The 18407-nt window shown below is 51.0% G+C and carries 18 protein-coding genes and 1 other annotated feature; of the genes, 8 read left to right on the top strand and 10 right to left on the bottom strand.

What is annotated here, in order from left to right; genetic code table 11:
* Positions 1–51: 51 nt before the first annotated feature.
* Both ABIE48_RS32085 and ABIE48_RS32080 read right to left on the bottom strand, forming a co-directional pair.
* Complete coding sequence (locus tag ABIE48_RS32085; protein ID WP_192716877.1) at positions 52–1422, bottom strand: amino acid permease; 1371 nt, start codon at positions 1420–1422, stop codon at positions 52–54.
* A 25-nt stretch (positions 1423–1447) separates the two neighbouring features.
* Complete coding sequence (locus ABIE48_RS32080) at positions 1448–2266, bottom strand: TIM barrel protein (protein WP_192716878.1); 819 nt, start codon at positions 2264–2266, stop codon at positions 1448–1450.
* A gap of 284 nt (positions 2267–2550) precedes the next feature.
* Between ABIE48_RS32080 and ABIE48_RS32075 the strand changes: the two genes are divergently transcribed.
* From ABIE48_RS32075 to ABIE48_RS32060, 4 genes are all read left to right on the top strand, one after another.
* On the top strand, positions 2551–3624 hold the full coding sequence (locus ABIE48_RS32075) for a hypothetical protein (protein WP_192716938.1): 1074 nt from the start codon (positions 2551–2553) through the stop codon (positions 3622–3624).
* A gap of 441 nt (positions 3625–4065) precedes the next feature.
* On the top strand, positions 4066–4662 hold the full coding sequence (locus tag ABIE48_RS32070; protein ID WP_192716879.1) for an NAD(P)H oxidoreductase: 597 nt from the start codon (positions 4066–4068) through the stop codon (positions 4660–4662).
* A 133-nt stretch (positions 4663–4795) separates the two neighbouring features.
* A complete protein-coding gene (locus ABIE48_RS32065; RefSeq protein ID WP_105445405.1) occupies positions 4796–5152 on the top strand; it encodes a hypothetical protein in 357 nt (118 codons plus the stop codon).
* Positions 5153–5436: 284 nt separating this feature from the next.
* The gene (locus tag ABIE48_RS32060; protein ID WP_192716880.1) at positions 5437–5775 is read left to right on the top strand and encodes a Dabb family protein; all 339 of its coding nucleotides are present in this window, start codon (positions 5437–5439) and stop codon (positions 5773–5775) included.
* A gap of 201 nt (positions 5776–5976) precedes the next feature.
* Here ABIE48_RS32060 and ABIE48_RS32055 read toward each other — a convergent pair whose 3' ends face one another.
* A complete protein-coding gene (locus ABIE48_RS32055) occupies positions 5977–7116 on the bottom strand; it encodes a 5-methyltetrahydropteroyltriglutamate--homocysteine S-methyltransferase (RefSeq protein ID WP_145162370.1) in 1140 nt (379 codons plus the stop codon).
* 245 nt (positions 7117–7361) lie between these two features.
* Between ABIE48_RS32055 and ABIE48_RS32050 the strand changes: the two genes are divergently transcribed.
* Positions 7362–8639, top strand: a complete 1278-nt coding sequence (locus tag ABIE48_RS32050; RefSeq protein ID WP_192716881.1) for an MFS transporter — start codon at positions 7362–7364, stop codon at positions 8637–8639.
* 130 nt (positions 8640–8769) lie between these two features.
* Here the strand turns inward: ABIE48_RS32050 and ABIE48_RS32045 are convergent, their stop codons facing one another.
* The 4 genes from ABIE48_RS32045 to ABIE48_RS32030 form a co-directional block, all read right to left on the bottom strand.
* Positions 8770–9432, bottom strand: coding sequence for a nitroreductase family protein (locus ABIE48_RS32045; RefSeq protein WP_145140188.1), 663 nt, complete (start codon positions 9430–9432; stop codon positions 8770–8772).
* Positions 9433–9565: 133 nt separating this feature from the next.
* Positions 9566–9970, bottom strand: a complete 405-nt coding sequence (locus tag ABIE48_RS32040; RefSeq protein ID WP_145162361.1) for an RrF2 family transcriptional regulator — start codon at positions 9968–9970, stop codon at positions 9566–9568.
* Between the two features lie 457 nt (positions 9971–10427).
* Entirely contained in the window at positions 10428–11348 is a 921-nt protein-coding gene (locus tag ABIE48_RS32035; RefSeq protein ID WP_192716939.1) for an alpha/beta hydrolase family protein, read from the bottom strand.
* Between the two features lie 63 nt (positions 11349–11411).
* Entirely contained in the window at positions 11412–12164 is a 753-nt protein-coding gene (locus ABIE48_RS32030) for an SDR family oxidoreductase (protein ID WP_192716882.1), read from the bottom strand.
* 227 nt (positions 12165–12391) lie between these two features.
* Between ABIE48_RS32030 and ABIE48_RS32025 the strand changes: the two genes are divergently transcribed.
* Positions 12392–12853 carry a MarR family winged helix-turn-helix transcriptional regulator gene (locus ABIE48_RS32025; protein ID WP_192716883.1) on the top strand — a complete coding sequence of 154 codons (462 nt, stop codon included), beginning with the start codon at positions 12392–12394 and terminating at the stop codon, positions 12851–12853.
* Positions 12854–13094: 241 nt separating this feature from the next.
* Here the strand turns inward: ABIE48_RS32025 and leuA are convergent, their stop codons facing one another.
* Both leuA and ABIE48_RS32015 read right to left on the bottom strand, forming a co-directional pair.
* Entirely contained in the window at positions 13095–14762 is a 1668-nt protein-coding gene (gene leuA / locus ABIE48_RS32020; protein ID WP_192716884.1) for a 2-isopropylmalate synthase, read from the bottom strand.
* A 77-nt stretch (positions 14763–14839) separates the two neighbouring features.
* Positions 14840–15102 (bottom strand) — a binding site (T-box leader).
* Between the two features lie 188 nt (positions 15103–15290).
* Entirely contained in the window at positions 15291–16070 is a 780-nt protein-coding gene (locus tag ABIE48_RS32015) for a nuclear transport factor 2 family protein (RefSeq protein WP_145027604.1), read from the bottom strand.
* A 250-nt stretch (positions 16071–16320) separates the two neighbouring features.
* Between ABIE48_RS32015 and ABIE48_RS32010 the strand changes: the two genes are divergently transcribed.
* Positions 16321–16929, top strand: coding sequence for a TetR/AcrR family transcriptional regulator (locus ABIE48_RS32010; RefSeq protein WP_145027596.1), 609 nt, complete (start codon positions 16321–16323; stop codon positions 16927–16929).
* Positions 16930–17047: 118 nt separating this feature from the next.
* On the opposite strand, the gene ABIE48_RS32005 is transcribed toward ABIE48_RS32010, so the two are convergent.
* Positions 17048–17512 carry a phage tail protein gene (locus ABIE48_RS32005; protein WP_105445572.1) on the bottom strand — a complete coding sequence of 155 codons (465 nt, stop codon included), beginning with the start codon at positions 17510–17512 and terminating at the stop codon, positions 17048–17050.
* 278 nt (positions 17513–17790) lie between these two features.
* Between ABIE48_RS32005 and ABIE48_RS32000 the strand changes: the two genes are divergently transcribed.
* A complete protein-coding gene (locus tag ABIE48_RS32000) occupies positions 17791–18402 on the top strand; it encodes an isochorismatase family protein (protein WP_192716885.1) in 612 nt (203 codons plus the stop codon).
* Positions 18403–18407: the final 5 nt, after the last annotated feature.

Below are 18407 nucleotides of genomic sequence, written 5' to 3'. Positions count from 1 at the left end.
TGCCGCCCCTCTATTTGTTATGTCTTGTATTATAATCAGATATTACTAAACTTACAATTCTTTTTTTGCTGGCTGGGCCATCATTGGGGGGCTGCTTTCCTGGTTTCGATGGCGTCCGTATTTCTTTTCCCAATAGTAATAGACAGGCAGGCCGGTGACGATGACGATCAGCGCCGCAATCATCCCCTCGAGCGGAGCCCAGGTGAAGGTTCCCCACGCCAGCCAGGCTGCGCCCAAGATCGCCAGCACCGTTGTGATTCTCCAGAAAGGCATGCGGTAGATCGGCTTGTAGTCCTCTCTTTTCCGGCACTTATAAATCGCAGCAAAGTCCAGGATGTTAATCACCAGCTGAATCAGTGTAAAGTAACCCAGCAGTGCGGTTAAATCGCTGAAAAATACGAGAATGCAGGCATACGTAACTTGGGCCAGAATCGAGAAGCTCGGCGTTTCATACTTGGGATGGACTTTCGCAAAGCGCTGAAAGAACAGTCCGTCCTTGGCCATGGCATACTCGAGGCGCGGCTGAAACATGATGCATGAGCTTAACGCGCCGAGGATGACGATAATGGCTGTGACCGCCACAAAGGACGAGGCGATGCCGGAGAACCCCGGAATGTAGCTGACCGCATCGGACACGGCGGCGCTGGAGCCCATCAGCTTGTCAAACGGCATTAAGCCAGTAATGCAAACGGACAACAGCGTGTAAAGACCAAGAACGATCAGCACCGAGCTGATGAGTGCCTTCGGCAGCACCTTCCCCGGATTCCGGATTTCCCCAGCCATAAAGCAGATCGACGCCATTCCCGTATACGCCCAGGTTGTGGCCGATACTCCTCCGATCAAGCTGCCGCTGTGCGTTCCCGCCGCAGGAGTATACGAAAAGTGATCATAGTTCATATACATCAATCCCAGCACGATGACGATAAGGAACGGAATGATCTTGAGCAAGGTGATGATGACTTGAAAGCGGCCGCCCTCCTTTACGCTGCGGTAATGAATGGAGGTAATGAACAAAATAATGGCAATGCCCAGGAGCTTGCCCGCAATCCCGCTAAAGAACGGGAAGAAGCTTGCCAGATAAGTGACGATCGCGAGTGCCATGATCGAGATGGACGGAGGATCGAGCGCCCAAAACGTCGCCCATCCGTACAGGAAGGCAAGCGGACGCCAACCCGCTTTGTTCAGATACACGTAACCGCTTCCATTTTCCGGGTAGGCAGTAGACAGCTCAGCCAGCACCATGACCTGCGGGATGGCAATAACGCCGCCGATAATCCAGGCCAGGATGGACATGGAAGGCAGACCCGCAGCCCTTGCCACATCCCCGGTCGAGACGAAGATTCCGGAGCCGATCGTTGTTCCCACCGCTAAGGCCAAGGCTGACCAGAAGCCCAGCTTTCTTGTAAGTGTGCCATTACTCATCGTGAGTTCCTCCCAATCCGAATGATCAGATGCCCAGTTCCCTAATTTTTTGAATGGATTGCTTAACCGTCTCGTGCGGGTTTTGATAATAACGGTGTCCCATAATCTCCAGCGTGCAGGTCCCTTGGTAGCCCCTGCTTTGAAGGTCGGTGACATACCCTCTCCAATCCAGTGTCCCGTCGTCCAGAGCCAGATGCGCATCCGAAGTTCCGTCTCCGTCGATCAGATGAAAATGACACAGGTCCGGCAGTAAGGAGAAATAATCCTCCGGCGTTTCGCCGGCCAGATGCATGGCTACCGAGTCGATCATTCCCTGAAGCGCCGGGGACCTTATCTCATCCAGCAATTTCCGGATTCCCTTGACGTCCGTCATCAAGTTCGACTCGAAGCGGGTCAAGGGCTCCAAAGCAAGCGTCACGCCTTCCTGCTCCGCCACTCGGGTCAGTCTGCTGATCGAATCGGCCGCGTAAGTCCATGACTGATCCTCGGGCAGATGGAAGTCTCCGATCCCTGAGGTGACCAGCATCATGCTGCAGTCCAATTCCAACGCGGCGTACATATTTTCGATAAAATAATCCACGCTCTTCTGCCGCAGATCCGGGTCGGACGCCGCCAGATTGTAAGGGTACACGCACTGTTCCGGCGTATAGCAGACCACCTTCATCAGCCTGGAGCGAAGTTCCTGACGGATTCGCCTTACTTGGCTGAGACCGCCCCGATACACATAGAAATGCGGCTCACCTGCCCACAGCTCGATGCGATCCACCCCGAGCTCCGCCATAGAATCGAGAAAGTGTTCAAAAGGAAAATGCCTGTAAGTAATATTCATGCCTGCAAGATCCATCGCTTCACCTCCAAAATGATAGCGCTTTTAATTGTTATGTCTTGTATTATAATTAAGTAATACATAATGTCAACCCATTCGTTAAATTAAAAAAATCCCGCTGTGGCACACGTCCTAGAAAGGGGGTGCTGCGGGATATTTATGGGTTCCGAGCATTTGAATACGTTCAGGCTGAGGATTTTCGCAGAAGGTTATGCCCGCTTCACGTCGAACCTCTAAAGCAGCGTGTCAGCGGCCAGCAAGCGAATGCAAGCAGAATGATTAAGGAACCGAGGGACAGACAAATGACACTTCAATCGCTATATAACGAATATTTGAACATCAAATTCAATAGAGGATTCGAGCTTGAGCAAACGGAGGGCTTTGAATACGGCCTTTTCGAGGATGGCAGCGTCGAATTATTTTTTGCCGGTCATGATGACAAACCGTTTATGGAATGGGCAGACGCATTACAGCCGAAAGATCCCCGGTACACGGCTGACCCCGACTGGAACCCGCTGCTCTCTGGTTACTTTCCGGACCTCGATGTCTACGATGAGCAGATCTTTTATTTTCTCCTGTATACGATCAATTCGACGACGTCCTTTGCCAGTCCCCATCCTTACCGTGCAATGAATGACTTCATGAAACATTACTGCTTTTTTCAATTGGGACAGTTGACAGATGCGGCCCGGTTGAATGATGTGCAGAAAGAGCAGCTAAGGGACTTTTTCTTCTTTTTCTACCTTTATGCCCACCCGGTTAACGAGGAAACCCTGTACGGCTTTTCTTTCCGCGGCCGGGATTTGGTTCATACGAAAACGGGTATCCGCGTAGAGCACTATTTTTCCTTATACCACGATTACCACTGCGACAAGCACGATAAGTATAAGGATCGATTGCTAATCACTCCTCACGAAATTCAGGCCGGTAAACATCTCACGCTGGAGCTGCTAAGGTCGATTGAGGGTAAATCATCCAGGCTGCTTATGCCTCCGGAAGAAGGTTTCGAGACCGTACTGCGGCTGATCAATGATGTGGATGAGCTGCTCCGGATTCACTCGGAACATCAAACAAGATTTTTTGATTTGCTGAGAGACGCTCTCTTGGATGCCGGAACCAACCCGTATCGAGAGTACGGCTTCCGCATGCTGCTTCAAAATTATGTTTGTTATATCCTCTATTTTCAGTTTGATGACATTCATGATTTGGTCGATCATCTCAAGGACACCCCGTTAGCGTGCGAAAAAATCGTCAACATGCTCTTTGCGGACGCCATTTTTATTCAGAAAATCATGCGGCAGCACCGGATCGATATCGCCGAGTATCAAGACGTAACCGGATTTTTTGGTGAAGAAGCCCGGGAAATGTATTTGTAAGGCAATTGCTTTTTCCATGAGCATGGATGAGAGGCTGCCAAACTTTCAGGCAGTGCGCTTGTTCATGCTGTTTTTATGTTGCTGTACACCCCTCACTATCGCCGGCTTCAGTCATACGCTACCCTATAAATCACTAAAATGCCCCATATTTTGGCAGGTTGTCTTCTTTCTTCCTCTTGAATACACTCTTTTTTGAAAACGCATTCATAAAATCATGCCCCGTGATTAGTACCGCCATTGATTTTACGTAAACCAAAAAACCTCTGCGGGGATGTTAAACGTACGTGTGGCCTGCATTTCCATGGGATTCCCCCCTCCTGTCGATTCCGATGAACGATTACTTTCCGGTGAGTATATCACTTTAAAGTGTCTATATCACAAAAAAGTAAGTACTTCCCATTTATCCTCTTATTGAAATTTGAGAGAGGGAAGGTGACATCGATGAAAATTTTGACGGTTGTGTCGCATCCACGGGTGAACTCCTTAACTTTTTCCGTGACAGAGAGATTTATCCAGGCACTTGCCGACGCCGGGCACGAAACCGAGGTGCTGGATCTGCATCTGCATCACAACGGCTTTAATCCCGTGTTGTGGGAAGCCGACGAGCCGGATTGGTCTTCAGATCACAAAGTCTATTCGCCTGAGGTGGAAGCGGAGATCGCACGCATGAAACGGCATGACGCGCTCGCCTTTATTTTCCCGATATGGTGGTACGGCCTGCCGGCCATGCTGAAAGGATATATCGACCGGGTATGGGACAACGGGTATGCTTACGGCGCAAGTCACCTGCATCATCAACAATTGCTGTGGCTTGGTCTGGCGGGAGCCCCGAAGGAGCACTTCGAAAAAAGGCAGTACGATACATTGCTCTCCCAGCTTCTAAACGTCGGTATAGCCGATTACTGCGGAATAACGAACAGCCGGGTTGAGATCCTATACGATACGCTGGACTCCAGGCCGGAAGTTTTTGATAACCTCCTGACGCGAGCTTATCATTTGGGACGGCATTACGACAACGTTTCAGAGGCTGTGAATTAATCGGGGAGCGCTGCGGAAAGCCGGGTCCGGCTCGAAATGTACAGTCTTTGCCTTGGTGAAATGGCCTGCAGTGCCGTGTCCAAGCTCACCCTCTATGAATATGTTGTAGGAATTTCATTAGAGAGGTGAGAGCATGATTCAACTTAGCGGGATCGTAGGCGGAAAAACGCCGGTCAAAGTAGGGCCGCGTAAAACGCTGCTGCTGCAGCAAATCGTCATCCGGGTGAAAAAGGGAAGAAAATTGGTATTAAATAACCTCAATTTTTTGTTCAATAATGAAGCCTTTGCGATTAAAATCGAGGCCCAGCCGTCTCCGGGAAAGTTTGTTGCCCGAGGCGGTGCCGGGGATTTAACGCCAAACAAAGTGTTATTTAACAACAACACCGGCGAAGATCAAACCATCTTCCTCTTGGTCAGCGCCGTGAATACCTCAAGAACCTCCACGGAGCTCAGCCGCTCGGACAGCTGGCGTATGACTCTTAAGCGGTGATTATTCAGGTTATGGTGGAGAGACGAAGTACCGTATCAAAAGACAGAATTTAGCCCTTTTCGGCAATTAGCCGGAAGGGGCTTTTACTTGTTTCAAGAGGTTCCCCCTCTTAGATACGCGTTTCAAGTTATTTTAACTTTAATTAAGTAAGCTGATCCATAATAGATGACTATATCCAAGTGAGTTGACTTCTTACATTCGGTAAGTGACCTTGATACAATATCGTTGAGGCATCAATGGAAATCCAGGGGTGTTCTAATTAGACAATATTCGGAGGGACGGAGATGATCACAAGCATTTTGCGGTTTCGATTCAAGGATGGCGTCAATGAAGCGGAAATACAGAGGGTCCTTTCGATTATCGAGCGTACAGCCAAGGCGGAATCAGTCGCGTTTTATTCCCTTGGGCGCTATTTCGGTGATCCTCAGGAGGGATTCACGCATGCATATTGTGTCAGCATCCCTGACTTGGCGTCGCTCGACCGGTATTTTCGTGATCCTGCCCATCGCGAAGGGGATTTTCAGTTCATCCCTTTATTGTCCAAACTGTCCCAAATGACGGTGTTGGGATCCGGACCCACATATTTTGGCAAAAATCGCCGCTTGCCGGAACGCTGCGGTTGACCCGGAATGGATGGCGTTGTTTGACCGGATCGGCCTACCATGACCATTCCTTACAGCCTCCCGGCTTTCGTTAGTATCAGTTCTATACACGTGGACTCGAGGCAACCGCCTCATTTCGTGAAGTACTTAGAGAGCATCCTTAGCCGTACGGATCATCATCCATACGGCTATATTGGTGCTTATTCTATTCCTATATATGAGTTACTTCCAGATCTCTTCCGCGATTTCTTTAATAAAAGCAAGCTTGCGCCATTGCTGCTCCTCGGTCAGGTGGTTGCCTTCTTCCGTGGAGGCGAAGCCGCATTGCGGGCTCAGGCAAATCCGGTTCAGGTCGACGTACTGTGTCGCTTCCTCGATCCGTTTCAGGATGTCCTCTTTATTTTCCAGCTCACCGAATTTAGAAGAGAACAGGCCCAGCACGACCTGCTGATTGTCCTTCAGGAAGCGAAGCGGCTTGAAATCGCCTGCCCGCTCGGTATCGAACTCCAGATAGTAGCCGGAGTAGTTATCGATACCTAGGAGCGTTTGCGCGATCGGCTCGTAGCCTCCTCCAACGCCGGCGTAAGTCGATACATAATTACCGCGGCATACATGTGTGGTGACGACGAGGTCTTCCGGAAGACCCGATACCACTTCCTCATTCAATCTTGCAAATTCATTCGCATACTCTGCCACGTTGACGCCGGCCTGCTTCATGAACGCCATAAACTGTTCGTCGCAAAGCGCTCCCCACGTGCAATCGTCGATTTGGAGGCTGCGGCAGCCGGCTTCATAGAGTGCGAGGATCGCTGCTTTGTAGGCTTTGGCAATATCCGTAACAAGCTCTTCCCGATTCGGATAGATGGCTTGCGTGCTCTCCTGATTTTCTGCCCGGTCCAGCTCGAACAGGAACTGCGCGGCCGCAGGAATGGATTGACGCGCAACGACGTCTTCGCCTGCAACCTCTTTTAAAAACGCATAATGCGATACAAACGGATGGCTGCTGTAACCCACTTTACCGGTCAGGCGGGCGGTTTCGGGTCTGGACTGCGCACCGTTAAATTGGTAGCCTTGATCAACAATGGTCCGCTCTACGCCATCCAAGCCCCAGAAGAAGTCCAGATGCCACCAAGAACGGCGGAATTCGCCGTCGGTGACCGCTTGAAGCCCTACTTCTTTTTGCTTCTGTACGAGCTTGATGATCTCGGCGCTCTCTACTTCTCTCAGCTGCTCAGCGGTGATTTCACCGTTCTGGAATTGGGCTCTGGCTTCCTTCAACGCTTGGGGGCGCAAAAAGCTGCCGACGATATCATATCGAAACGGAGTAACGGTTCGCTTTGTAGGTTTGGTTTGTGTGCTCATCGGCTAATCTCCTCGGAAAATAATATTAAAATCACTATAGCATATCCCCTTGGGTATAACGTTCTACTAAAAGGTTATAGCCTGTTATAGCTATTAACTATAGCTGATTTTCTTTTTCCAGGAGGCCTCTGTGCTTGCCCTATTAGGTGTCTTTCCTTCATTGTAAAAAACTTCAAGTTCCCGTATCCTTAATCTTGTTACAAGCTTTTTGCATCATGCACGTAGGAATGGAGACTATGACCGCCATGAAATCATCCTTTTTAACCCGGCCTTTCTATTTCCTGTGGACCACCCAGACGGCGGCAAACGCCGCGGATGTGCTCTACATTATGGCGCTTACGGTGCTGGTGTTAAACCAGACCGAATCACTCATATCGGCGGCGTTTATGCCGCTGATGCGCAGCGGCGCCCAAATGCTGAGCGGCCTGATCGCGCCGCTGCTGTTAAACCGCTTCAAACTTCCAGCCCTGCTGCTCCTCTCGCAGACGGGCCAGTTTCTGCTGTTCGTAGGCTTGGCCGTTTACCTGCAGCTTACCGGAAAGGACGCTGTGTTTGTTCTGGTGTTTGCGCTGGTCTTCGCCATGTCCTTCCTGGACGGGTGGACGGTTCCCGCCCGCAACGCGCTTGTCCCACGGCTCGTCGCACATGAGCAGGGCCTGCTCAAGGCCAACAGCTTGATCAGCGTCAGCGATCAGGTGGTACAGTTCGCCGGCTGGGGGCTCAGCGGCGTTATTGTCGCCTTGCTTGGACCCAGTCCAACACTGCTGGTGACGGCCGTCGTCTACGGGCTGGCAGCGGCTTTTACACTGGGCGTCAAGGAGCCGGCGGAAGCCCATCTTGAACAGCAGCCGACCGGCGCAGCGCCTGACGACAGCATAGCAGCGGCTCCAGCTTCCAGATGGCACACCTTGACCGAGGGCTGGAAAATCATCTGGCAAATGCCGCGCCTGCGGCTGCTGACTTTCATGGACATCATCGACATGCTGGGCGGTTCGGTATGGGTCGGTGCTTTTACGCTGGCCTTCGTTCAGACTGCGCTTGGCCAAGGCGAAGAGTGGTGGGGCTTCATTAATGCGGCATATTTTGCGGGGACGGTTGGCGGCGGACTGCTGGTTCTGGCCATTTCACGCGCCATCGGCAGCAGCCTTCTGGCCGCCATGCTGATCGGCATGGCGGGGTATGGCATCCTCACCGCCATATACGCCCTCAACACCCAGCCCTTTATCGCGCTCATTCTCGTGCTGCTGATGGGCCCATTCGCCGAGCTCTCGGTGATCAACCGCCGCACCTTGATTCAGCGCAGCGTTGACAAAGGGGTGCTGCCCAAAGTGTTGTCCGCCCAAGCCTCCTTGCTTAATCTGGTGTTCTGTATTTCGCTGCTCGTTATGGCCGCCCTTGCCGAATGGCTCGGCATTGTGAACCTATACTTGTTAGCAGCAGTCCTAACCTTGCTGGCGCTGGGAGTCGGCCTGATCGGCCGCCAGGCTTTCCGTAACGAATCTGCTCCCGGCGCACAAATGTAAATTCCGCTAAAAAACCACTCCATGATCCGGAGTGGTTTCTGTCTTTAATATGCTGATGGAACGGTATCGTCCAAACCGCTGAGTACAGTTCATATCCTCAGATGTCTTTTTTCATGCTTGAAAGATGATATTATGCCTTAGGCATTTCGTTGTAGAAAGCGACATCCTCAATCGGTAATCTTAGCGTAGGGTGTCCAGGTTTTGCCGCCTTGCCGATGGCGATAAGCATAATAGGAGCGTATCTCTCCGGAATATCGAACGCTTCTACAAATTTGGCCTGGTCAAAGCCGCCCATCGGAACCGTATCATATCCTTTGGCACGGGCGACAAGCATAAGCTGCATAGATACCAATCCACCGTCAATAGATACTTTTTGGAGAACAGTCTCCGGAGGCATGCTTGCGAACAACCCCTGGTAGCGTTCCACGAACGATTTAGCCGTCTCTGCCGGCATGTACCCCGCATCGACCGCCATTCCGTAAATCTTCTCGGCCAATTTATAACCTTCCAAATCTCCGAGTACGGCAATGACAGCCGAAGCCTCAATCACTTGCTGCTGATCGAAGGCGATCGGAAACAGTTTTTGCTTCAGCTCCTGCGAGTCGATGACGAGAAACCGCCACGGCTGCAGATTAGCCCCTGAAGGAGCCAGCGCAGCTTGCTGCAGAATTTCGTTCATTTCTTCCCGTGAAATTTTCACTTCGGGATCATAGCTGCGGACGGACCGCCGTTCCTGAATAACGTTGAAAAATGGCTGCTGCTCCACCGTTTGGGACAATTGTGAAACGGACATGCTTCTCTCCTCCTTGTAATTACTGTGCTCAGTACAGGCACAGTATATCTTAAAATAAAATGCAGTCGGGCCACCAACTGCAACTTACATGAACACAGTATATAACGTTTCGGCTCTCATTGCAATCCAGTATTTATTCTTGCATCAAATCGGCTAACGTATGCTGCTTGAGCAGTTCAACCGTCTGATTCTGCACTTCTCCCATAATTGCTTCAAGCTTTTGTCGGCCCGAAGTGCAGTCCTCTTTAACCTCTGGTTCGCAGCAATCCGATTTTACAGCCAAATATATATCCGCCAGCGTAATTTCATCCGGACGGCGCTTCAGATAGTAACCCCCATTTCGTCCCTCTCTCGCTTCAACCATTCCGTTATGCGTGAGCTGCGCCAATACTCTGCGGAGGAATGTAGCATGTGTTTGGACATCGCAGGCAATGGCCGCGCTGTTGAGCGTTCCTTCGCATTTGGCAAGCAAGATCAGGGCATGAACGGCTGTGGCGAAACGCGGCGGACCAATCTGGGCGCTCCGGTTAGATATCATATAAATCCCTCCTGTTAACAGTGTATCGCAATCTCACAACGAATTTCTGTATTACAGCAATACTTCTTTTATCATATCAGTTCTTTCCTCAAACATAAAACTCGCGATTAACGGAGTGGATGTTTGCTGGATAAGGCAGGCGTCATGTTGATGTGTTTTGGTATCCCACCGAAAATGACGCCATTTTACACTAATCCGGCAGGTTCCCGGATCTTGTCCCTACTTCGTACGATGACCGGACATTGTCGGTGCTCCCCCAAACTTTTGGTTTGTGGCAGCTTCACAACCCCGCCCATAACGGCAAGTTTAAAGGCCATCCTTTTTAGGGATGGCCTTGGTGATATCGCTTGTTTAACTGCCGTCCTGGTATTTGCCCAGGCACTACATTCAAATGGATGCTCGCGGCCAGGTGGACCGGGCTTCATATGACTGTCAGGCTGGCGCGCCCGTCCGGCCCTTACTTCGACTCGATACGGCCCAGCGGGTTGGCCCCTTCTTCCAAAGCCGCGCAGGCTGCCGCCCAGCTGGAATCTTCGATGCCGAGTGCGCTGCGCAGATAAGCCCATGTGACCCGCTGGAGCAGGGCGACCCGTTCGGGGTTCTCGTCCGTCGTCTCCGTGACGTTGTACCCGGGAATTCCGCCCAGCGAGTGCTCTCCCCCGAAAAGGGTGAGCAGACTCTTGCTGCCCGGGCTCAGGAAGTACGGGTCGGCGAACCAGTCCGGCCCCCGTGTGGACAGCCGGGACTGATCCTGGTCCCCCGCGACCACGAGGGTCGGCGTATTCATGTCCGCGAAGCTCGGGTTCATGAACGGGAAGTGCTCGGCTGCGAATGGGCTTAAGTCGGCTCCGCCCTTGCCCGTCGTGGCCAGCAGCAATCCCGCCTGAATACGCGGGTCGGACATGTCCTCACCCGGCTTACCGTCGGCATCAAGGACACGGGCGCCGAGCAGCGTGCTCACCGTCTGGCCTCCCCAGGAGTGTCCGGCTGCGGCAATGCGGCTCCGGTTGAGGCGCCCGCTGAGGCCGGGAACCGCAGCTTCAATGAGATCAAGCTGGTCGAGGATGCGCTTCAGGTCATCGACCCGAATGCGCCAGATCAGCGGTGTTCGGGAATCTTCAGGTGGAAGATTCAGCGTTCTCGAGTCGAGGTGGGTGGGTTGAATAACCACGAAGCCGTGTGCGGCCCAGAAGTCCACCAAGGGAGCATAGCCGTCCATCGACGAGCCAAAGCCGTGCGAGAAAACGATAATGGGCAGGTCATGCCCCGCTGTGGGTGCAGATACCCGTACTTGCAGATCCTCACCCCGTTCCGGGGCGGGCAGCACTACCGGTTTTACCGAGATGATTGGAGCAGGTGTATTAACGTTGATTTCCATAATTAAATTTCCTTTCGTTGAGCGGGATTGGGTTTTGGTTTGGATCAACCACTAGAAGCTGCATTACCACGGGAGTGGGCCGTCCTCGTTCGAAAACATGCCTGTCGGACCGTTCTCATCGAGGAGCGCCAGGCGCACGGGTTCGCGTGCCCCCTGTTCGACGGTGCGCGTTCCCGCGAAGTTGTTGAGGTCCGTCCCTGTAAAGCCCGGGCATGCAGCATTGACCTTGATGCCCGTCGACTCGAGTTCAATGGCGAAAGCAAGCGTCACCGCGTTGAGGGCCGTCTTCGACGGGCTGTAAACGGCACCGAACATCGGGCGATGCGGATTGGCCGGGTCGGCGTTGAGCGTCAACGACCCCGCTTCGCTGGATACGTTGACGATGCGTGCTGCCGGCGCCTTACGCAGGAGCGGCAGCATCGCTTGGGTGACCGCGATAACGCCAAACACGTTCGTCTCGAACACCGTGCGTACCTCGTCAAGAGAAGCGATGCTGGGCCGGCACGATTCCGCGATCTCCTCAAGCGGCCGGTCCGGATTGCCTGCATGCGAGATGCCCGCATTGTTCACGAGCACGTCAAGGCGGCCGAGCTCGCTGCGGATACGCTCTGCCGCGGCGTCCACGGAAGCCTGATTCGTGACGTCGAGCTGGAGGGCGCGTGCGTCCGCTCCTACACTTTTTGCTGCCTCCTCCCCATTCTTAAGGCTGCGCGACCCGACGAGTACGGTGAAGCCGTGTGCTGCGAGATCTTTGGCAATTTGAAGGCCGATTCCTTTGTTGGCCCCGGTAACCAGGGCGACGGGCTTATCCTGCATCTAAAAAATCTCCTTTCGTGCATTGAAGTATGGTATTTGTAAATGCTCCAGGCTGAAGCGCCAACTTCGTATTCAGAATGGATCCTCGAGTTGATACGTCAACCTGGAGGGTAAAAAAACTTGTTGTGTGTCACCCTGTCATGTGCGATCACATTTGGTTGATGCGTCAACCTGGTATCTACTGTAACATGTTGTGGTTGATGCGTCAACCATGATATGATGTTTCTATGGATAAGAACGAGCTGAATGAAGAAGAAATGCGAATATGGCATATGTGGAAGGGCTCCTTCCAGACCATCTTCGGCCGCGTCATCAAAGAAATGTCCGAACAGACCGGACTATCGGAAGGTGATTATGGTGTTTTGGACCGGTTAGACCTGCTTGGGGACGGCAGCCTTCGCCAGCAGGAATTAGCCGACTCGATGGACTGGGATAAGAGCCGGTTGTCACATCATTTGACGCGGATGGAGAAACGTGGACTCGTGAGGAGAAAGCCGCTGAACACGGATCGTGGCGTTCAAGTCATCATTACTCCCGCCGGCAAATCCGTGCTGGATGATGCCCGTCCCATCGCCTCCAGGGCCATACGCAGGCATTTCTTTGATCAATTAACCGAACAAGACATCGAGTCGATTACTAGGTTGGCGGAGAAGACAAGGTCTTCGTCTGGTAAAACCCCGCCGCCCTGACCACGTTTGTAATGCTATTCGTGAAACAGATGACTACATCGATCAGTAAAGAACAGGCCATCACCCAAACAGTGAAGGGGCCTTCTACTTTTTGTAAGCCCTAACCCCTCTCTAAGGTGTCTATGAGCGAATAAACAAAAAAGGAGCTGCCCGCGGCAGCTCCTTTTCTTATGTGTGAGAGTACTCTCATCCTCTTTAGGTGTGTACGAAATGACCGAATTTCGTTCTTAGCCGGAACCGATCAGTTGGTATTGCGGCTAAACTGATTTACGGCACTAAAGAGCGCTTTTACCGACGAAGTCATAATATCAACGTCAATGCCGCATCCCCAATATACACTGCCGTTGGAAGCCGTGATTCCGATGTAAGACACCGCTTGGGATTTCGAGCCTATTTCCAGAGCATGCTCCGTATAGACCAGATCGGAATAATCCAGCCCAAGCTCAGTTTGCAGTGCATTGCTGATCGCATCGAGTCTGCCGTTTCCGTTGCCGGCGATTTCCTTGACGTCGTTGCCGGTACGGATCGTGACGATCGTTTGGAAATCCTCGTTGTCCGTCATGCGGTATTTCACAAACTCGACAGGCGTTTGGATATTCACGTATTCCTTCAAGAAAATGGCGTAGATCTCCTCAGGCATCAGTTCCTTCTGCTGCTGATCCGATACGTTTTTAACGAAGTATCCGAAGTTTTCGCGCATTTTCGCCGGGAGGTCAAGTCCGTACTTCAGCTGCAGCACGTAGCCGATTCCGCCTTTGCCGGACTGGCTGTTGATGCGGATAATGTCGCCTTCGTATTCCCTGCCGATGTCCATCGGATCAATCAGCAGATAAGGGACCGACCAATGCTGCGGATCCTTTTCCTCGCGCCATTTCATACCTTTGGCAATGGCATCCTGATGCGAACCGGAGAACGCGGTGAATACCAGCTCGCCTCCGTAAGGATGTCTTTCGCTCACTCTCATTTTGGTCAGCCGTTCGTACACGGAGGCAATTGCCGGAATGTTCTCAAAATTCAGCTTCGGATCGACCCCGTGGGAGTACATGTTGAGCGCCAGCGTCACAATGTCCACGTTCCCCGTCCGTTCCCCGTTTCCGAACAATGTGCCTTCGACGCGCTGAGCTCCGGCCAGCATGCCGAGCTCGGCGTCCGCCACGCCCGTGCCTCTGTCATTATGCGGATGAACCGACAGAATGACATGTTCCCGGAAGTTCAGATGCTCGCTCATATACTCGATCTGGCTGGCGTAGACGTGAGGCATCGACATGGATACCGTAGCCGGAAGATTGATAATGACCGTATTCTCTGCGGTCGGCTGCCATACATCAAGCACGCTGTTGCAGATGTCCAGCGCAAACTCGATCTCCGTGCCGGTAAAGCTCTCCGGCGAATATTGGAACTGGAAGTTCCCTTCCGTCTCCTGCGCGCACTCCTTCAGCAGCTTGGCGCCGCTCACAGCGATATCGATAATCTCTTCCTTGGATTTGCGGAATACCTGCTCCCGCTGCGCCACGGAGGTGGAGTTGTACAGATGGACGACGGCTTTTTTCGCGCCCTTCAGCGATTCGAACGTTTTGCGGATGATGTGCTCTCTCGACTGGGTCAGCACCTGGATCGTCACGTCGTCCGGGATCAAATCCTGCTCGATCAATGTGCGCAAAAAGGCAAATTCCGTTTCCGAAGCTGCAGGAAATCCGACCTCGATCTCCTTAAATCCAATTTCCACAAGCAGCTTGAAGTATTCCAGCTTCTCCTCCAGATTCATCGGAACGATCAACGCCTGATTGCCGTCGCGAAGGTCAACGCTGCACCAAATCGGCGCCTCCGTAATATATTCCTTCCGGGTCCAGTTCAGGCTGGTCTCCGGCGGCATAAAATATCCTCTGTCATATTTGTTTACATTTTTCATGGATACCCTTCCTTTCGTCGATTCCTATGCTAATCTGCCAAAGATCGGAGGCGCAAAAAAAGCCTTTCATCTCCACTAACAGAGACGAAAGACTTTAACATCTTACGCGGTACCACTCCGAATTCATGCCAACGCCGGCATGCACTCTACGGATACGGTTTGCATAAACAGACAAACCTGGATCCTCCTGATGATAACGGTCAGGCTCCGGCTCCACCTACTTTACTGTTTCAGCGAGCAACTCCAAGGTGAGTTCCAATTTTCTCCACGGCTGTTTCACACCGGCCAACAGCTCTCTGTTCGCTTAGAAAACCGTACTATTCCTTTTCAACGTAGTTTAATTATTAGGATTAATGCTATATCACCGACACGATGGTGTCAAGTGCAATCTACAACGTATTGTTCTCCCGTGAGGGCTTTTTTATTTGGCTGAATGCTGCGAGGGGTCACTTTTCCGGAAATAAGTACAGCACAAAAAGACACCGCCCCAATGATTCGGCGATGCCTTTCTATTATCCCTCTCAAGCCTTAAAACCGGCTGTTCGAATTTTTCCGCTTTTCTGCCGGCAGGATGGCTTCGACTACGTCCCAATGCTCGGCGATCTTTCCGTTCTCCACGCGGAACAAATCGTAAAAAGCGGTAGGCTGACCGTCAAATATACCTTCACTTACCGTAAGCACAAAATCGCCTTGGCCAATGACCTGATGGAGCTGAGTATATTTAAATTCAATATTTCTCTCCGATAGCGCCTGGAGTGCCGCATGCAGTCCCGAAAGGCCATCCCCAATATGCGGACTATGCTGAATGTAGAGATCCCCATCAAAATAGGAATTCAGAAGCTCCGGATTTTTCCCAAACAAAATGTTCTCAACATAGCTTTGGACAAGTCCTTTGTTCGCATCCGTCTTGTCGATATCCTGAACCGTGACCGGTCCGTCAATCATCGTATGGCCGCTTGGCGTCTTCTCCACCATCTCCTGCAAATTGTCCCAATGCTCGACGATGAGTCCATTTTCAAAACGGAAAATATCAATCCCGATTTTAGGGCCGAAGAATTCATATACGGAATGGAGGACCACAAAATCCCCTTCGACCAAAGCACGTTTAATGCTGACCTTCGTACCGTTTTCCTTTAAATGAGCTAGCGCACCTAGCATGGCATCACGGCCATCAGGTAAGGCTTGGTTGTGCTGAATATATTTATCCGGATGAACGTAAGCTGTAATCGCTTCGGGGCTCCCGCTCTCCAGGCTTTCCAGCACAGCGGTTGCCTTAAGAACAAGCTCATTATGATCGTTGAATGTCATCGAAATATCCTCCCTTTGATATCGAAAGTTAAAATTAACGTTTGCGCTTGATGGACCGGTCCTGATCTCGCACCATTTATCGTCATCAGATAAATAATGAACACGATGTTGTTTATTTATCTTGTGCTCATTATAATAAGGAACCATAGCACCCTCAATATTCAATATTTTGAGTTTTGCAGGATAAGAGGCATTTCGCACGGATTTGTCGCTTAACGCCTTAAATTTCTTGTAGGAGAGCGAAATCCATATGAACAAAAAGAAGACCGATCTAAGAATTGTGCGCACCAAACAATCGATCCGAAAGGCATTTTATGAGCTGATTCAGGAAAAAGGATACGAAGCGATCACGATCCAGGATATTGCCGACCGGGCGATGATCAATCGAAACACATTTTATCTTCACTACCAGAACAAGCCCGATTTATTAGATACATGTATGGACGAGCTGTTGAGCGAATTGCAGCAGACCGTCGTGCTTTGCCCATTCCATATGAACCCTTTCCGTCTGTCCAGACTGGAGACCGTCATGCAAGCCGTTCTGGAACACATTTCGGGGAGTATTACTTTGTACTATGCCATGTTGGTGGAGGAGAGCAGAATCTATCCGTTTCGAGCAAAAATGGAGGCGATCATCAAAGGCAAACTGGATGAGGGGTGGAATCCTGCGCAGGGAGATTCGCCGTCAGCGGTATCTAAAGAATTGCTGCTTGAATACCTCGTATCGGCTTTCATGGGGATCGTGATTTGGTGGATCAAAAACGACCGGCCCCTGTCCGCGGCTGAGGTATCTTCCCAATTCAGTAACATCGTGACCTATGGCCATTTGAAAGCTGCCGGCATTGCCGTCGAGGAGTAGGATCGCGAGAGCAGAGGATGCGTTGGCTGGCGTACTTTATAAGACAAAGGACAGGAGAGCATGGTCTGCCCCGCCTGTCCCGTTTATGTTTTAATTTGCTTCGCGTCATATGCCTAGCTTAATATTCCCCTTTAATGACAAAAAACGAGCCCCGAATGGTTCCAGCCAGCTTGGACTTCTGCCTCGCAAACTTAAACTTCCCTTCCAGCTCTTGGGGTACCTCCATCCCTTCCGAAAGCTTGAAACCGACGGCCCGCTTCTTCGGGTCATCCACGGTATACATGACATTGAGTGCGAGACCATCCTCATAAAAAACGTAAGCAATTTGGATATTTTCCACTTGAAAACGCGATGTTTCCAAAGGTTTGGCCGCGAACTCAATATCCCGTTCTTCCTTCAAAATCCGGTTCACATAATCCAGGGTCTCCTGGCTTTCGCTGGCGGGCACAACCGTAAATTCATGCTTGTATTTGTTCATAAAGTAACGAGCTTCATTTGCGCGTAAACCAGCAAGTGCTTCAGCGACAGGTGAAGATTCCAAACCCACCGTAGATACATTTTGAAAATCAACGATATACGACATTTCCATCCCTCGTTTTCCCTTAATTTCCGAAAATCTATATTTCATAAGGTGACTGACGATTTTGTTAGTCTTCTAAATATTGTTTACATAGACTGGTAGAAACAAACATCCCGTTTAAATATTCAGCACTTTGCGTCAAAATCCTTCAGATATCTTCATAAAATCTATGTATTCTAGGAGAATCACTCCTAGGATAATCCGCTCTCTCGTTAATCACTTCAGCCTAATTTATACTGATTCCGTCATCATTATATTACAAGATTAGCGGAGGATTTCCTATGAACCAACTTAATGACAATCAAACGCATAGCGGGCAAAGAGAACCGTTAATCGATTGGAACAAAACTGCTCTGGTCGTCATCGATCTCCAAAAATGGATAGGTCAACAGTATGCCCCCTATTCCGCCGAAATGGTCATTGCCAATGCAGCCAAGCTGACTCAGCTTTTCCGTAACCATGGAGCTTTTGTGGCACTTGTGCATGTATCCAGTAAGGACTTCAAAGATATGCTCAGCCCTAAGCTGGATGCCGCACCTCCCAAACTAAATCTGGTCGAGGGCTGGGACGAATTTGTTCCCGAGCTCGGCGTAACTGAAACGGATCATATCATCTCCAAAAAGCAATGGGGGGCCTTTCATGGAACAGACCTTGATCTTCAGCTGCGCCGCCGGAACATGGATACGATCGTCATCTGCGGCATAGCCTCAGGGATCGGTGTGGATACAACCGCCAGAGAGGCTTTTCAGCACGGATATGATATCATTTTCGCGATTGACGCCATGACCGGGTTCACGAAAGCTGAGCATGAGCATGTACGGGACGTCATTTTCCCGAGGATGGGGCGGATTCGCACAACGGAAGAGATTTTAAAAGAGGTTATCTATCCGTGAGTACT

Source organism: Paenibacillus sp. OAE614, assembly GCF_040546645.1.
Classification (GTDB): Bacteria; Bacillota; Bacilli; order Paenibacillales; family Paenibacillaceae; genus Paenibacillus_AQ; species Paenibacillus_AQ favisporus.
The sequence above is the reverse complement of the archived record's forward strand: the minus strand, read 5'-3'. Positions and strand labels throughout refer to the sequence as shown.

Bases quoted from the DNA above. Each gene is read 5' to 3' on its own strand.
- ABIE48_RS32085 (WP_192716877.1), bottom strand. From the start codon at position 1,422: ATGAGTAATGGCACACTTACAAGAAAGCTGGGCTTCTGGTCAGCCTTG.
- ABIE48_RS32080 (WP_192716878.1), bottom strand. From the start codon at position 2,266: ATGGATCTTGCAGGCATGAATATTACTTACAGGCATTTTCCTTTTGAA.
- ABIE48_RS32075 (WP_192716938.1), top strand. From the start codon at position 2,551: ATGACACTTCAATCGCTATATAACGAATATTTGAACATCAAATTCAAT.
- ABIE48_RS32070 (WP_192716879.1), top strand. From the start codon at position 4,066: ATGAAAATTTTGACGGTTGTGTCGCATCCACGGGTGAACTCCTTAACT.
- ABIE48_RS32065 (WP_105445405.1), top strand. From the start codon at position 4,796: ATGATTCAACTTAGCGGGATCGTAGGCGGAAAAACGCCGGTCAAAGTA.
- ABIE48_RS32060 (WP_192716880.1), top strand. From the start codon at position 5,437: ATGATCACAAGCATTTTGCGGTTTCGATTCAAGGATGGCGTCAATGAA.
- ABIE48_RS32055 (WP_145162370.1), bottom strand. From the start codon at position 7,116: ATGAGCACACAAACCAAACCTACAAAGCGAACCGTTACTCCGTTTCGA.
- ABIE48_RS32050 (WP_192716881.1), top strand. From the start codon at position 7,362: ATGAAATCATCCTTTTTAACCCGGCCTTTCTATTTCCTGTGGACCACC.
- ABIE48_RS32045 (WP_145140188.1), bottom strand. From the start codon at position 9,432: ATGTCCGTTTCACAATTGTCCCAAACGGTGGAGCAGCAGCCATTTTTC.
- ABIE48_RS32040 (WP_145162361.1), bottom strand. From the start codon at position 9,970: ATGATATCTAACCGGAGCGCCCAGATTGGTCCGCCGCGTTTCGCCACA.
- ABIE48_RS32035 (WP_192716939.1), bottom strand. From the start codon at position 11,348: ATGGAAATCAACGTTAATACACCTGCTCCAATCATCTCGGTAAAACCG.
- ABIE48_RS32030 (WP_192716882.1), bottom strand. From the start codon at position 12,164: ATGCAGGATAAGCCCGTCGCCCTGGTTACCGGGGCCAACAAAGGAATC.
- ABIE48_RS32025 (WP_192716883.1), top strand. From the start codon at position 12,392: ATGGATAAGAACGAGCTGAATGAAGAAGAAATGCGAATATGGCATATG.
- leuA (WP_192716884.1), bottom strand. From the start codon at position 14,762: ATGAAAAATGTAAACAAATATGACAGAGGATATTTTATGCCGCCGGAG.
- ABIE48_RS32015 (WP_145027604.1), bottom strand. From the start codon at position 16,070: ATGACATTCAACGATCATAATGAGCTTGTTCTTAAGGCAACCGCTGTG.
- ABIE48_RS32010 (WP_145027596.1), top strand. From the start codon at position 16,321: ATGAACAAAAAGAAGACCGATCTAAGAATTGTGCGCACCAAACAATCG.
- ABIE48_RS32005 (WP_105445572.1), bottom strand. From the start codon at position 17,512: ATGTCGTATATCGTTGATTTTCAAAATGTATCTACGGTGGGTTTGGAA.
- ABIE48_RS32000 (WP_192716885.1), top strand. From the start codon at position 17,791: ATGAACCAACTTAATGACAATCAAACGCATAGCGGGCAAAGAGAACCG.